The organism is Streptomyces griseiscabiei (genome assembly GCF_020010925.1).
Classification (GTDB): domain Bacteria; phylum Actinomycetota; class Actinomycetes; order Streptomycetales; family Streptomycetaceae; genus Streptomyces; species Streptomyces griseiscabiei.
This window is the reverse complement of the sequence record NZ_JAGJBZ010000001.1, coordinates 1,631,810-1,645,060: the sequence shown is the minus strand read 5'-3', so window position 1 is coordinate 1,645,060 and position 13,251 is coordinate 1,631,810. Positions and strand designations below refer to the sequence as shown.

Sequence of the window (13,251 nt, the reverse complement as noted above, 5' to 3'; positions counted from 1 at the left end):
GCCGAACTCCGTTGCGGTGGGCCGTGGTCCGGCGCGAAGATCGACACCATGCCTGCCTTCACCGCGCCCGACGGAACCGAACTCGCCTACCATGTGCGGGGTGAGGGCGAGCCGTTGATCGTGCTGCCCGGTGGCGCCATGCGGGCGTCCGCCTATCTCGGGGACCTGGGCGGGCTGTCCGCTCACCGGCGGCTGGTGCTGCTGGATCTCCGGGGCACGGGGGACTCGGCGGTTCCGGCCGACCCGGCGACGTACCGGTGCGACCGGCAGGTCGGCGACGTGGAGGCGCTCCGTGTGCGTCTGGGGCTGGAGAAGGTGGATCTGCTCGGGCACTCGGCCGGCGGGAATCTGGCCATGCTCTACGCGGCGCGGCACCCGGAGCGGGTGTCCCGGCTGGCGCTGATCACCGCCACGCCCTGGGCGGTGGGGCTGCCGGTGACCGTGGAGGACCGGCTCAGCTCCGCCCGACTGCGTGCGGGCGAGCCGTGGTTCGCCGAGGCGTACCCGGCGTTCGAGGCGGCCTGGACCGGGAAGGGCCCGTTCGACGACGCGATGATGCCCTTCTTCTACGGCCGTTGGGACGACACCGCCCGTGCCCATACGGCCGCCGAGGAGGAACAGACGAACGACGAGGCGGCCGGGGTCTACGGCTCGGCCGGCGCCTACGACCCGCCCGTCACCCGGGCCGCCCTCGCCGGACTGTCCGCCCCGGTCCTCGTCCTCGCCGGTGAACTCGACACCGGCCCGACACCCGGCCTGGCCCGCCTCGCCGCCGGTCTCTTCCCGGACGCCCGGTTCACGGTCCAGCCTGGCGGCGGTCACTTCCCCTGGCTCGACGACCCGGCGTGGTTCGTCAGCCGGGCCGCCGACTTCCTCACCGGCCGCAGCTGAGGGAACGGCTCACCGGCCGCCCCCGAGGCGACGGCTCACCGGTCCGCGTCCGCCGCCACCGACCGCGCCCAGCGGTAGTCCGCCTTGCCGCTGGGGGAGCGCTGGATGGTCTCCGTGAGGACCAGCTGACGGGGGATCTTGTAGCCGGCGAGACGGGTGCGGCAGTGGGTCTGGATGTCCTCCAGGGACGGCCGGGCCGCACCGTCGCGGAGCTGCACCACGGCGGCGACATGGTTGCCCCAGCGTGTGTCCGGCACCCCGGCGACCAGCGCGTCGTACACATCGGGGTGTGCCTTGAGGGCCTGCTCGACCTCCTCCGGATACACCTTTTCGCCCCCGGTGTTGATGCACTGCGAACCCCGGCCGAGGACCGTGACGACGCCCTCCTCGTCGACGGTCGCCATGTCTCCGAGGAGCACCCAGCGCTCACCGTCGCGCTCGAAGAACGTCTCGGCGGTCTTCCGGGGGTCGTTGTAGTAGCCGAGCGGGACATGCCCGCGCTGGGCGACCCGCCCCGGCACCCCGACCGGCACCGGCTCGTACGTCGCCGGGTCCACGACCCGCGTACGGGAGTGGACGCGGATACGGAATCCGTCGCCCGCGCCCGAGTCCTCGGTCGCCGTACCGTTGAAGCCGGACTCCGAGGAACCGAAGTTGTTCAGCAGCATCGCGTTCGGCACCAGCTCCTGGAACTGCTGCCGGACCGTCTCCGACATGATCGCCCCGGACGACGACACACTGAACAGGGCCGAGCAGTCGGTGCCCTTCATCGGGCCCCTCAGCGCGTCGATCAGCGGGCGCAGCATCGCGTCGCCGACCAGCGACACACTCGTCACCCTCTCCTTCTCGATCGTGCGCAGGGCCTCCTCGGGGACGAACTTGCGGTGGATCACCACCCGTTGGCCGAAGTTGAACCCGATGAACGCGGTCAGGGTCGACGTGCCGTGCATCAGCGGGGCCGTCGGGAAGAACGTGATCCCGTCACCCCCGGCGGCCACCCGCTCCGCCAGCTCCTCCGGCGACTTCACCGGCTCCCCGGTCGGCGCGCCCCCGCCCAACCCCGAGAAGAACAGGTCCTCCTGACGCCACATCACCCCCTTGGGCATGCCCGTCGTACCGCCGGTGTAGATGATGAACTGGTCGTCGCCCGAGCGCGCCGGGAAGCCCCGCCCGGCGGAGGCGGAGCCCGTGGCCTCGGCGAAGTCGACCGCGTCGAGGGCGGCGTCGGGAGCGGCGTCGCGCGTGGCGCCGGGGGCGGGCGCGTCCGGCGCGGGGGTCCCCACCCGCACCAGATGCCTCAGCTTCTCCGTCCGAGGCAGCGCCGCCGCCACCCGCCCCGTGAACTCCGCGTCGAAGACCAGCGCCGTCAGATCCGCGTCGCGGTAGAGGTAGACCAACTCCTCTTCCACGTAACGGTAGTTGACATTGACCGGCACGATCCGCGCCTTGAGGCAGCCGAGCGCGGTCTGCAGATACTCGATGCCGTTGTAGAGGTGCAGGCCGACGTGTTCCCCGGGCTCGATCCCGCTGTCGAGCAGATGGTGGCCGATGCGGTTCGCCGCCGCGTCCAGCTCCGCGTAGCTGAGCCGGCGTTCCGCCCCCGTACCGGGGATGTCGAGATGCACGAGCGCCGCCCGGTCGGGCACCACGTCGACGACCGACTCGAACAGGTCGGCAAGGTTGTACTCCACCGCGCTCCTCCTGACCTCACTGCCCTCGGTTGCCGGTCATCAGAGCAAAGGGCGGCACAACTGTGAAGGCTCCTCGCAGAGAAATCTGACTGTCTGTCAGAAAACCCTTGAAGTGCCGACGCGCCTACTGCAACCTGTTCTCGTTTCCTGTGGACGGAGGACTCCGGATGGGCGGCACCGAACACCTCGCCGTGCGGCGCGAAGGCGCCACACTGGTGCTCACGCTCAACAGGCCCGAGGCGAAGAACGCGCTCTCCCTGCCGATGCTCGTCGGCCTCCACGACGGCTGGATCGAGGCCGACGAGGACGAGGAGATCCGCTCGATCGTCCTCACGGGCGCCGGCGGTGCCTTCTGCGCCGGAATGGACCTCAAGGCCCTCGCGGGCAAGGGGATGGAGGGACAGCAGTACCGGGACCGCCTCAAGGCCGACCCCGATCTGCACTGGAAGGCGATGCTCCGCCACCACCGGCCCCGCAAACCGGTGATCGCGGCGGTCGAGGGCCACTGCGTCGCAGGCGGCACGGAGATCCTCCAGGGCACGGACATCCGCGTCGCGGGGGAGTCGGCGACGTTCGGCCTCTTCGAGGTCAAGCGCGGGCTCTTCCCGATCGGCGGCTCCACGGTCCGCCTCCAGCGGCAGATCCCCCGGACGCACGCGCTGGAGATGCTGCTCACCGGGCGGCCGTACAGCGCGCGCGAGGCCGCCGGGGTGGGGCTGATCGGGCATGTCGTGCCCGACGGGGCCGCCCTGGCCAAGGCGCTGGAGATCGCCGAACAGATCAACGCGTGCGGGCCGCTCGCCGTGGAGGCGGTGAAGGCGTCCGTGTACGAGACGGCCTCGATGACCGAGGAGGAGGGACTGGCCGCCGAGTTGAAGCGGGGGTGGCCGGTCTTCGACACGGCCGACGCGAAGGAAGGGGCTCGGGCCTTCGCCGAGAAGCGGGCCCCTGTCTACAAGCGGGCGTAAGAGTACTGATCGGGGAGGTCGTGATTCGGCCGCGGCTGGGTGGGGCTTCTCGCGCCCACGCGGCGGAGCCGCATGTCGACAACGCCCCGCGCCCCTGAAGGGGCGCTTCCGTGCCCCTCTTTCGAAGGAGGCAAGCTTCCATGTCCGCGATCCTCAAAGCACCCCTCACCGTAGAGTTCCCCTTCACCCGGTCCGTCGGGCCGGTCCAGAGCGCCTTTCTCACCGGCCTTCGGGAGCGGGTGGTGCTCGGGGTACGGACCGGGGACGGCCGGGTGCTGGTGCCGCCCGTCGAGTACGACCCGGTGACCGCCGAGGAGATCCGCGATCTCGTCGAGGTCGCGTCCACCGGGACCGTCACCACCTGGGCCTGGAACCACACACCGCGACGCGACCAGCCCCTCGCCACCCCCTTCGCCTGGGTGCTGGTGAAGCTCGACGGCGCCGACACCGCCCTGCTGCACGCCCTCGACGCACCCGGCCCCGACGCCGTACGCACCGGCATGCGCGTCCGTGTCCGCTGGGCAGAGGAGCGGTCCGGGGCCGTCACGGACATCGCCTGCTTCGAGCCGTACGACGGCGAGGCGGAGGCGCCCGGTGAACCGGCGGCCCACAGCGGTGAGTTCGAGGACGCGATCACCGGGATCGTCGCCCCCGCCCGCCTGGACTACACCTACTCGCCCGGCCGCGCCCAGACCGGCTACATCAACGCCCTCGCCGAGCGCCGCAACGTCGGCGAGCGGTGCCCGTCCTGCCGGAAGGTGTACGTCCCGCCGAGGGGCGCCTGCCCGACCTGCGGGGTGGCCACCGCCGAGCAGGTGGAGGTCGGGCCGGCCGGGACGGTCACCACGTTCTGCATCGTCAACATCAAGGCGAAGAACCTGGACATCGAAGTCCCCTACGTCTACGGGCACATCGCGCTCGACGGCGCGGGACTCGCCCTGCACGGCCGGATCGTCGGCATCCCCTACGACCAGGTGCGCATGGGGCTGCGGGTGGAGCCGGTGTGGACGGAAGGCGCCCGCTACCCCGACCACTACCGGCCCACCGGCGAACCCGACGCGGACTACGACACCTACCGGGAGCTGCTGTGACGCGCGAGGCACCACGAGCCGGAGGCGCACGTGACATCGCCGTCGTCGCCTTCGCCCAGACCGACCACCGGCGCACCAGCGACGACGTCTCCGAGGTGGAGATGCTGATGCCGGTGCTCCACCGGGTCCTGGAACAGACCGGGTTGAAGACGGCCGACATCGGCTTCACCTGCTCCGGCTCCAGCGACTACCTCGCCGGCCGCGCCTTCTCCTTCACCCTCGCCCTCGACGGCGTCGGAGCCTGGCCGCCGATCTCCGAGTCGCACGTCGAGATGGACGGGGCGTGGGCGCTGTACGAGGCGTGGGTGAAACTGCGGACGGGGGACGCCGACACCGCCCTCGTCTACTCGTACGGCAAGTCCTCACCGGGCTCCGTACGCGACGTCCTCACCCGGCAGCTGGACCCGTACTACGTCGCCCCGCTGTGGCCCGACTCGGTCGCCCTCGCCGCACTCCAGGCCCAGGCGCTCATCGACGCGGGCGTCACGGACGAACCGGCGCTGGCGGCGGTGGGGGCCCGCAGCCGCGCCGACGCGGCCGCCAACTCCCACGCACAGCTGCGCGGTTCGGTGCCCCAGGGCGACTACCTCGTACGGCCGCTGCGCACCGGGGACTGTCCGCCCATCGGCGACGGAGCCGCCGCGGTGGTGCTCGCGGCGGGGGAGCGGGCCCGGGAGCTGTGCGAGCGTCCCGCCTGGATCCGGGGCATCGACCACCGCGTCGAGGCGCACGGCCTCGGCGTACGCGATCTCACCGACTCGCCGTCCACCCGTCTCGCGGCGGAGCGGGCCGGCGCGTACGAACGGCCCGTGGACACCGCCGAGTTGCACGCCCCGTTCAGCTCCCAGGAGGTGATCCTGCGGGAGGTGCTGGGGCTCGACGACAGTGTGCGGGTCAATCCGTCGGGCGGGGCCCTGGCCGCCAACCCGATCATGGCCGCCGGGCTCATCCGCATCGGTGAGGCCGCCGCACGCATCCAACGGGGCGAGTCCGACCGGGCGTTGGCGCACGCCACCTCCGGCCCCTGTCTGCAGCAGAACCTGGTCGCCGTACTCGAAGGGGATCCCCGATGAGCAAGGAGCCCGTGGCCGTCGCAGGCGTCGGCCAGACCAAGCATGTGGCGGCGCGCCGGGACGTCTCGATCGCCGGACTCGTCCGGGAGGCCGCCCGACGGGCCCTGGACGACGCCGAGTTGACCTGGGCGGACATCGAGGCCGTCGTCATCGGCAAGGCGCCCGACTTCTTCGAGGGCGTCATGATGCCCGAGCTGTACCTCGCGGACGCGCTCGGCGCGGTCGGCAAACCGATGATGCGGGTGCACACGGCGGGCTCGGTCGGCGGGTCGACCTCGCTGGTCGCCGCTAGCCTCGTGGCCGCCCGCGTCCACGGCACGGTCCTCACCCTCGCCTTCGAGAAACAGTCCGAATCCAACGCCATGTGGGGGCTGTCGCTGCCGATCCCGTTCCAGCAGCCGCTGCTGGCCGGCGCCGGCGGCTTCTTCGCCCCGCACGTCCGGGCGTACATGCGGCGCAGCGGCGCCCCCGACACCGTCGGCTCCCTGGTGGCGTACAAGAACCGCCGCAACGCGCTGAAGAACCCCTACGCCCATCTCCATGAGCACGACATCACGCTGGAGAAGGTCCAGGCCTCGCCCATGCTCTGGGACCCGATCCGCTACTCGGAGACCTGTCCGTCCTCGGACGGGGCGGTGGCCATGGTCCTGACCGACCGGGCGGGCGCCGCCCGCGCGCCGCGGCCCGTCGCGTGGATGCACGGCGGGGCGATGCGCAGCGAACCGACGCTGTTCGCGGGCAAGGACAGTGTGTCGCCGCGCGCGGGGCGGGACTGCGCGGCCGATGTGTACCGGCAGGCGGGGATCGCCGATCCGCGCCGGGAGATCGACGCGGTGGAGATGTACGTGCCGTTCTCCTGGTACGAGCCGATGTGGCTGGAGAACCTCGGTTTCGCCGCCGAGGGCGAGGGCTGGAAGCTCACCGAGTCCGGGGTCACCGAGCTGGACGGCGATCTTCCGGTCGACATGTCCGGCGGGGTCCTCTCCACCAATCCCATCGGGGCCTCCGGCATGATCCGATTCGCCGAGGCGGCGCTCCAGGTGCGGGGACTGGCGGGAGAACACCAGGTGGAGGGTGCCCGGCGGGTGCTCGGGCACGCCTACGGCGGTGGATCGCAGTTCTTCTCGATGTGGCTCGTCGGCGCCGAGCCGCCCACCTCCTGAACCCGCCCCTCACGTGGCCTGTCGGCGGTGGGAGCCGATCGCTAGTCTGGCGGGCGGACGACGAACCGGGAGGAGCACGGACGTGGCCGAGACCACCATGCAGCAGCGATCCCTCGACGGCTGGCACAAGCCCGCGGAACTGGACCTGACCAACGCGGACTGGCGGTCGAGCAGCCAGGGGCGGGGAGATGTCCAGATCGCCTTTGTCGAGGGCTTCATCGCCATGCGCAACAGCGGCAGCCCCGAGAGCCCCTCGCTGATCTTCACCCCCGCCGAGTGGGGCGCCTTCGTGTCGGGTGCCCGAGAAGGCGAGTTCGATCTGACCTGAGCGGCCGTACAGATGGTGTCGGTGGGCGGCCGGAGCCGCCCACCGACAGGACGGGAAGGACGGTCGCAGCCCGCCCGGGGTGCCGTGGACGTCAGCGGAGGGTGACCTCGCGCGGCCCGTTGTACGGCGCCAGCGACAGGACGGTCCGGGGTGTCCGCAGCCCCTCACGGCCGGCGAACAGCGCACGCGCCGCGGTGAGGTCCACGGTGTCGCCCGCCACCCGCGCGGCCTCGTCGTACAGCTCGCGGACCGGGTCGGTGAGCTCCTGGCCCGCCTCGGCCTCGGTGCCCCAGATGTCCCACAGCAGCGTCTCGACCTTGTTGAGGGCCGCGAGATCGAGCCGGACGTTCCCGGCCACGAACCACTCCCCGTTGAGCGGCCCCTCTTCCGGCGGATGCAGACCGAAGGCCAGGGGGTCCGCCTCGCCCGCCCGGATGGCCCGCCACGCCTTGCCCGCGACCAGGAAGCGGTCGCGGGGTACGTCCATCGGGTCGAAGCCGATCCTCCAGGCGTCGACGATCAGCGGCTCCGTCAGCTGGGCGTCGGCCAGCAGCCAGCCCCGCGCCGGGTCCCAGTACTCGGTGACCACATGGTCGCAGTGGAAGCCGTTCTCGCCGAAGTAGGTGGCGAACCCCGACCGCAGCCGGGCGGGCACGCCGAAGTGGCGCAGCAACGAGCAGTGCAGCAGCGAGAAGTCCCGGCACACCCCGACGAACCGGTCCCCGGGCTCGCGGGCGTGCGACAACGGCGCGTCGTTCCGCTCCACGACGATCCGCAGGATGTCGTCGAGATAGCGGGTCTCGGCGTCGTCGTGCAGCCGGTCCCGCGCGACGGCGTGGCCGAAGGTCCCGCCCTCGCCCCGATGGATCATCAGATCCCGTGCCACCCGGGCGAGCAGGGCCGGATCGGGCGGAAGACCGGCGTAGAGCGGGGCGAGTTCGCCAGGGTCGGTGAAGGCGCTCTGCGCGGTGTAGAAGACGGCGGCGTCCGGCGCGAGGCGTACCGGTGGCATGAGGGGACCCCCAGAATGAATCGGCCACGCGTTCGATTTGCGGGCCGCTTCGCCTCGCCGTGTCAAAATTCACCGTGATTTGTCCACAATTCAAGCCGGAAACGAACACGGATTAATGGGTGAGGGCTCCCCTATCATTAGCGCCATGGAGCACTCGATCAGCGCGGACGCACGGCTCGCCCTGGACCTCGCCCTGACCGTCCGGCACGACGGCAGCGGCGGCGTCGCCGACGACCTGGCCGATGCCATGGGGCTCGCCACCTGGATCCGGGCCCACGCGGACACACTGCCGGCCGCCACCGGCCACACCCCCGACGAGACCGCGCTCACCGCCGTACGCGAGCTCCGCGCCGCCGTCCGGGCCCTCTTCGCCCGCGCCGTCAGCCCCGGCGAACCCAGCCCCGCCGACGCCACCCGCCTGCTGCCCGCCCCCGAAGCCCTGGCCCGCCTCAACGCGGCCGCCGCCCGCACCCCGACCGTCCCCGTCCTCACCTGGGACCCCGGCGCCGAACCCGCCCTGCACCACCGGCCCGCCACCGGCGAGGACCCGCTCACCGCCGCCCTCGCCCGCGCCGCCCTCGCCTTCCTCGCGAGCCCCGAACGGCAGCGGCTGCGCGCCTGCCACGCCCCCCGCTGCGTCCGGTACTTCCTCAAGGAGCACCCCCGCCAGGAATGGTGCAGACCCTCCTGCGGCAACCGCGCCCGGGTGGCCCGCCACCACGAACGCCACAAGAAGACCGCGGGCTGAGACGCGGCGGTCGGGGGAAAGGCAAGGGGCGGAGCCCCGGCTTTTCAGGGGCGCGGGGAACTGCGCGAGAAGCCCCACCGAGCCGCACCCGACCGAGACGCCCGCCCCCGGCTCCCTCGGCCCCGCCGCCGCACCGCACGCCGTACCATTGCGGCATGTCCTTCCTCCGCCGCCGCAGCGCCACCCCCGCCGGGCCCGACTTCGACGTACTGGCCATGGATCCGGGCGACTGGCCGGGCAATCTCGGTGCCGGCCTGCTGCCCGCCCCCGACGGCAGCTGCCAGGGCGTCTTCCTGCGCTACGACCTCTACGGCGGCCGCGGCCCCGCGATGATCATCGGCAACCTCCCGGAGGGCTCCCCGGCGCGCGAGATCTCCGACGGCGAGGTCCCCTTCGAGGTGGCCCAGCTGCTGATCGCGCTGGAGAACGACGAGGACATCACCGTCGTCGACACCGAGGACATGCCCGTGATGCAGGGCGACAACCTGCTGATCGTCCGGCGCCTCAAGCTCTCCGAGTCCCGGATCGCCTGCGTCCAGTTCGACCGCAGCGACAACGTCCTGGTGACCATCGCCGCCTGGGACCGCCCCATCACCGACGACCTCTACGCGCTGCTCAAGCCGCTCCCGGCGGAGCTGTTCCAACAGGGCTGAGAGCCGCACGGAGCGAGCACGGGAAAGGGCCGGGTGCGTACACCCGGCCCTTCGTCGTGCTACGCCGCCGGCAGTACCCGCACATCCGCCGCCCGCACGAACGCCACCCGGTGGCCGAACTGGATCTCGTAGTACGCATCCTTGCCGACCACGACCCGGTGCCCGCTCGTGTCGAAGGTGGCCGCGTAGTAGTACTCGCTCGGCACCTGGCCCCCGGTGACGTACTTCTGGTCCTTGAGCAGCTTGTACGGCCACGGCGCCACCGCCTGCACGGGCACCCCCGCCGGGTACGCCGACGCCTCCGGGTAGGCACGGCCGTACACCGGGATGTCCGCCAGGCCCTCCCGGGGCGTGACGACCACTCCGGCCGCGCCGACCGCCGTCGGCTTGTCCGCCGGGTTCCGGAACCAGGCCTTCTGCCCCAGGTACCAGATCGCCGTCCAGTCGCCCTGCCGCTCGGCGACCGCGTACTGCTGCCCGGTGGAGACCCGCGAACCGAGGTCGTTCACCCCGATCGTCGAGACGCTGCCGTCCGGACGCAGCCCGATGTCCTTGATCAGCGGCGAGGTCGTGTCGGGCCTGCTGTACAGCCGCACCGCGCTGGAGCCGTGCACCGCGCAGGCCGCGCCGCCGGAACCGCAGCCCGTGAACGCGGGCCGGTTGTCGGCGTAGTCCGGCAGGATCGTGACCATGGTGCTGTCGCTGCCGGACGTCGGGCCGAGCGGTGCGCCCAGCAGCTCGAAGTAGTGCCGCCAGTCCCAGTACGGGCCCGGGTCGGTGTGCATCCCCGGAATCGTCGCCGTCGTCGGGCCGGGCACCGTGTCATGGCCCAGGATGTGCTGCCGGTCCAGCGGGACGCCGTGCTTGTCGGCGAGGTACCGCACCAGCCGCGCCGACGACCGGTACATCGCCTCCGTGTACCAGGCGTCCGGCGAGGCGAGGAACCCCTCGTGCTCCAGCCCGATCGACCCCGCGTTGACGTACCAGTTGCCGGCGTGCCAGGCCACGTCCTTGGCCTTGATGTGCTGGGCGATGTGCCCGTCCGTGGAGCGCAGCGAGTACTGCCACGACACATACGTCGGGTCCTGGACCAGCTCCAGGGTGGTGTCCCAGTAGCCCTCGGTGTCATGGACGACGATGTACCGGACGGGCTGCGAGTTCGGCCGGTCCGCGAGATCGTGGTTGCCGTAGTCGTTGTCGCCGAACTCCGCGTACGGCGCCGGGATCCACTCGCAGGACACCGTGGCCGGGCACTCGGTCCCGGCCGCGCTCGCCGCGCGCAGCCCGGCCCGGGACAACTGCCCGGTGTCGGGCGCGAGGCCCGGCTCGCCGGCCAGCGTCACCCGCTGACCGGCGTCCGTGACGCGCCGGGCGCCGTCGCGGATCACCGCGAACACCTCGTTCGCGTACGTCGCGGCCGTGGCCCGGTCGTCGGCGCCGGAGAAGCGCGCCACCGCCCCGTACCAGTCCGCCGGGTCGGCGCTCGGCCGGGCGCCCAGCTCGCGCTGCGCGGCGGCGAGCAGCGCGGCGCCGCCCGCGACATTGGCCTCCGCGTCCGTACGGAGCGCCTGCGCGGGCAGGCCGGTCAGCTCCGCCGCCTTCGTCAACGTCCGCAGCCGGGCCGGGAGTTCGCCGTTCCCGGGCAGCTTCGCCGTGGGCTTGAGAGGCGCCCGGGAGTCGTCGCCGCGCGGATCCTCCGTGCCCTCGCCGTGGTGCGGGGCCCCGGCCAGGGCCGTGCGCGCGTCGGTGAGATGCATGGGCCCGTAGCCGCCGGTGACGCTCGGCGCGCCTCCGTGGGCGTCCCAGCGGGACTGGAGATAGGAGACACCGAGCAGCACACTGCGCGGTACGCCGTACTCGGCGGCGGCCGTCGTGAAGGCGCCCTGCAGCCGGGCCGAGGAGACGGCCTGCGTCCCGGCGGGCGGGGCCGCGCCCAGCAGCGGCAGCAGCAGGACGGCGGGCGCCGCGGTGAACGCCGTTCTGCGCAGCGGTCCGGAGCGTGGACCGTGGTGCGGTCCGGGGCGCGGGGCGGATCTGTGGTCGGTGGGGGATCCTCGCAAGGCGGCCTCCTGGAACGGTGGGGCGTCGGGGGGCGTGCGGGGCCGGACGTGCCTCTGTGCTACCGGCCGGCCGACGATCCGTCAATCATGCCCGGGGGAGGCCGCTTCCCCGGGGATTGCCGCCCCGCCCCGGCCGGATGCCCACCCCCACATCCGCACGCCGACACATGACGAAGGTCCGCGGCGCGCCCCTGTCCAGGGCGCCCCGCGGACCTCCGTCTTCCCTCAGCGAGTGCCGACCGCCGCCCGGACGGCCTTGCGGGCCAACTGGCAGTCGTCGTGCAGCCGCCTGAGCAGCAGCCGCTGTTCCTCGCCGGACGGCGCGGCGGCCGGGTGGGCCGGGCCCGGTGCCGCCGGGGTCGCCTCGTGCATCGAACGCTGCACGGCCGTCTCGTAGGTACGGATCTCCCGGGTCAGCACGAGCATCAGGTTCACCAGGAACGCGTCCCGTGAGGCCGGGCCCGCCGACTGCGCCAGCTGGCTGATCTGCCGCCGTGCCACGGGGGCGTCCCCGAGCACCGCCCACAGCGTCGCCAGGTCGTACCCCGGCAGGTACCAGCCCGCGTGCTCCCAGTCCACCAGCACTGGACCGGCCGGTGAGAGCAGGATGTTCGACAGGAGGGCGTCGCCGTGGCAGAACTGGCCCATGCCCTGACGGCCCGAGGCGTGCGCGATGCCGTGCAGCAGCTTCTGCAGGTCGCCCAGGTCCCGGTCGGTGAGCAGACCCAGCTCATGGAAGCGGGAGATCCGCTCCGCGTAGTCCAGCGGCGCGTCGAAGGTGCCCGCCGGTGGCCGCCAGGCGTTGAGCCGGCAGATCGCGCCGAGCGCCGCCCGGATGTCGGCGCGCGGCGGCGCCTCCACCGGGTGCCGCTGCAGGGCGGCCACCCGGCCCGGCATCCGCTCGATGACCAGGGTGCAGTTGTCCGGGTCCGCCGCGATCAGCCTCGGCGCCCGCACGGGGGGGCGGTGCCGGACGAACGAGCGGTATGCGGCTATTTCGTGCCGCAGCCGGTCCTCCCAGATGGAGGAGTGATCCAGTAAACACTTGGCGACGGCCGTACTTCGCCCGGTGGTGCCGACGAGCAGCACCGAGCGGCCGCTGCGGCGCAGCACCTGGACCGGGGTGAACTCCGGACAGATGCGGTGCACCGAGGCGATCGCGGTGCGCAGTTGGGCGCCCTGGGGGCCGGACAAGTCGAGTCTCCCGCTGAGCGGTTGGGTGCCGAGCCCCGGCACCCGCCGCGCCCGGCCGCCGCCGAGCAACGGGGCCGCCGTACGGGTGGGGTCGAGGTAGGGGCCGCCGCTGCCCGGCTGGCGGGGGTGCAGCGAGCGGGGAGGGGCGGACACGGAGGACGATGCTGCGTACATGGGGGAGGACAGATCCCTTCGTGTGCCGGCGAGGTCACGCGCCACCCGCCCCGGCCGAACCGGGGACACCCTGGGGAGTGCCCGTCGGGGCGACCGGGTCGGGGTGGCGCTTTCCTACCTGACACCGGATGGCCCATGGCACACCATGTAGCGCACCCTGGCGAAGCCTGGCGAATAGTCCCCGTGCAACTGACAGCGGGCTACA

General features: G+C 72.4%; 12 protein-coding genes. 8 read left to right on the top strand and 4 right to left on the bottom strand.

Annotated features, from left to right (window positions below):
- Positions 1-48 precede the first annotated feature (48 nt).
- Positions 49-891 (top strand): alpha/beta fold hydrolase, encoded by an 843-nt coding sequence (locus tag J8M51_RS07195; protein ID WP_256964142.1) that lies wholly within the window; start codon positions 49-51, stop codon positions 889-891.
- 35 nt (positions 892-926) lie between these two features.
- On the opposite strand, the gene J8M51_RS07190 is transcribed toward J8M51_RS07195, so the two are convergent.
- Entirely contained in the window at positions 927-2,582 is a 1,656-nt protein-coding gene (locus tag J8M51_RS07190; protein WP_086753944.1) for an acyl-CoA synthetase, read from the bottom strand.
- A 167-nt stretch (positions 2,583-2,749) separates the two neighbouring features.
- On the opposite strand from J8M51_RS07190, the gene J8M51_RS07185 reads away from it, so the two are divergent.
- The 5 genes from J8M51_RS07185 (at position 2,750) to J8M51_RS07165 (ending at position 7,205) form a co-directional block, all read left to right on the top strand.
- The gene (locus tag J8M51_RS07185) at positions 2,750-3,550 is read left to right on the top strand and encodes a crotonase/enoyl-CoA hydratase family protein (protein ID WP_086753946.1); all 801 of its coding nucleotides are present in this window, start codon (positions 2,750-2,752) and stop codon (positions 3,548-3,550) included.
- 140 nt (positions 3,551-3,690) lie between these two features.
- Entirely contained in the window at positions 3,691-4,641 is a 951-nt protein-coding gene (locus J8M51_RS07180; protein WP_086753948.1) for a Zn-ribbon domain-containing OB-fold protein, read from the top strand.
- On the top strand, positions 4,638-5,714 hold the full coding sequence (locus J8M51_RS07175; RefSeq protein ID WP_086753950.1) for a thiolase domain-containing protein: 1,077 nt from the start codon (positions 4,638-4,640) through the stop codon (positions 5,712-5,714). The genes J8M51_RS07180 and J8M51_RS07175 overlap by 4 nt, the downstream gene beginning before the upstream one ends.
- Complete coding sequence (locus J8M51_RS07170; protein ID WP_086753952.1) at positions 5,711-6,877, top strand: thiolase domain-containing protein; 1,167 nt, start codon at positions 5,711-5,713, stop codon at positions 6,875-6,877. The genes J8M51_RS07175 and J8M51_RS07170 overlap by 4 nt, the downstream gene beginning before the upstream one ends.
- A gap of 82 nt (positions 6,878-6,959) precedes the next feature.
- Positions 6,960-7,205, top strand: coding sequence for a DUF397 domain-containing protein (locus tag J8M51_RS07165; RefSeq protein WP_086753954.1), 246 nt, complete (start codon positions 6,960-6,962; stop codon positions 7,203-7,205).
- A 91-nt stretch (positions 7,206-7,296) separates the two neighbouring features.
- On the opposite strand, the gene J8M51_RS07160 is transcribed toward J8M51_RS07165, so the two are convergent.
- Entirely contained in the window at positions 7,297-8,217 is a 921-nt protein-coding gene (locus tag J8M51_RS07160) for a transglutaminase-like domain-containing protein (RefSeq protein ID WP_086753956.1), read from the bottom strand.
- Between the two features lie 145 nt (positions 8,218-8,362).
- Between J8M51_RS07160 and J8M51_RS07155 the strand changes: the two genes are divergently transcribed.
- Positions 8,363-8,965 (top strand): CGNR zinc finger domain-containing protein, encoded by a 603-nt coding sequence (locus J8M51_RS07155; RefSeq protein WP_267299041.1) that lies wholly within the window; start codon positions 8,363-8,365, stop codon positions 8,963-8,965.
- 155 nt (positions 8,966-9,120) lie between these two features.
- The gene (locus J8M51_RS07150) at positions 9,121-9,618 is read left to right on the top strand and encodes a hypothetical protein (RefSeq protein ID WP_086762885.1); all 498 of its coding nucleotides are present in this window, start codon (positions 9,121-9,123) and stop codon (positions 9,616-9,618) included.
- Between the two features lie 59 nt (positions 9,619-9,677).
- Here J8M51_RS07150 and J8M51_RS07145 read toward each other — a convergent pair whose 3' ends face one another.
- Entirely contained in the window at positions 9,678-11,678 is a 2,001-nt protein-coding gene (locus J8M51_RS07145; RefSeq protein ID WP_398855679.1) for an N-acetylmuramoyl-L-alanine amidase, read from the bottom strand.
- Positions 11,679-11,903: 225 nt separating this feature from the next.
- Positions 11,904-13,046 carry an aminoglycoside phosphotransferase family protein gene (locus tag J8M51_RS07140; RefSeq protein WP_216587278.1) on the bottom strand — a complete coding sequence of 381 codons (1,143 nt, stop codon included), beginning with the start codon at positions 13,044-13,046 and terminating at the stop codon, positions 11,904-11,906.
- Between the last annotated feature and the right edge of the window lie 205 nt (positions 13,047-13,251).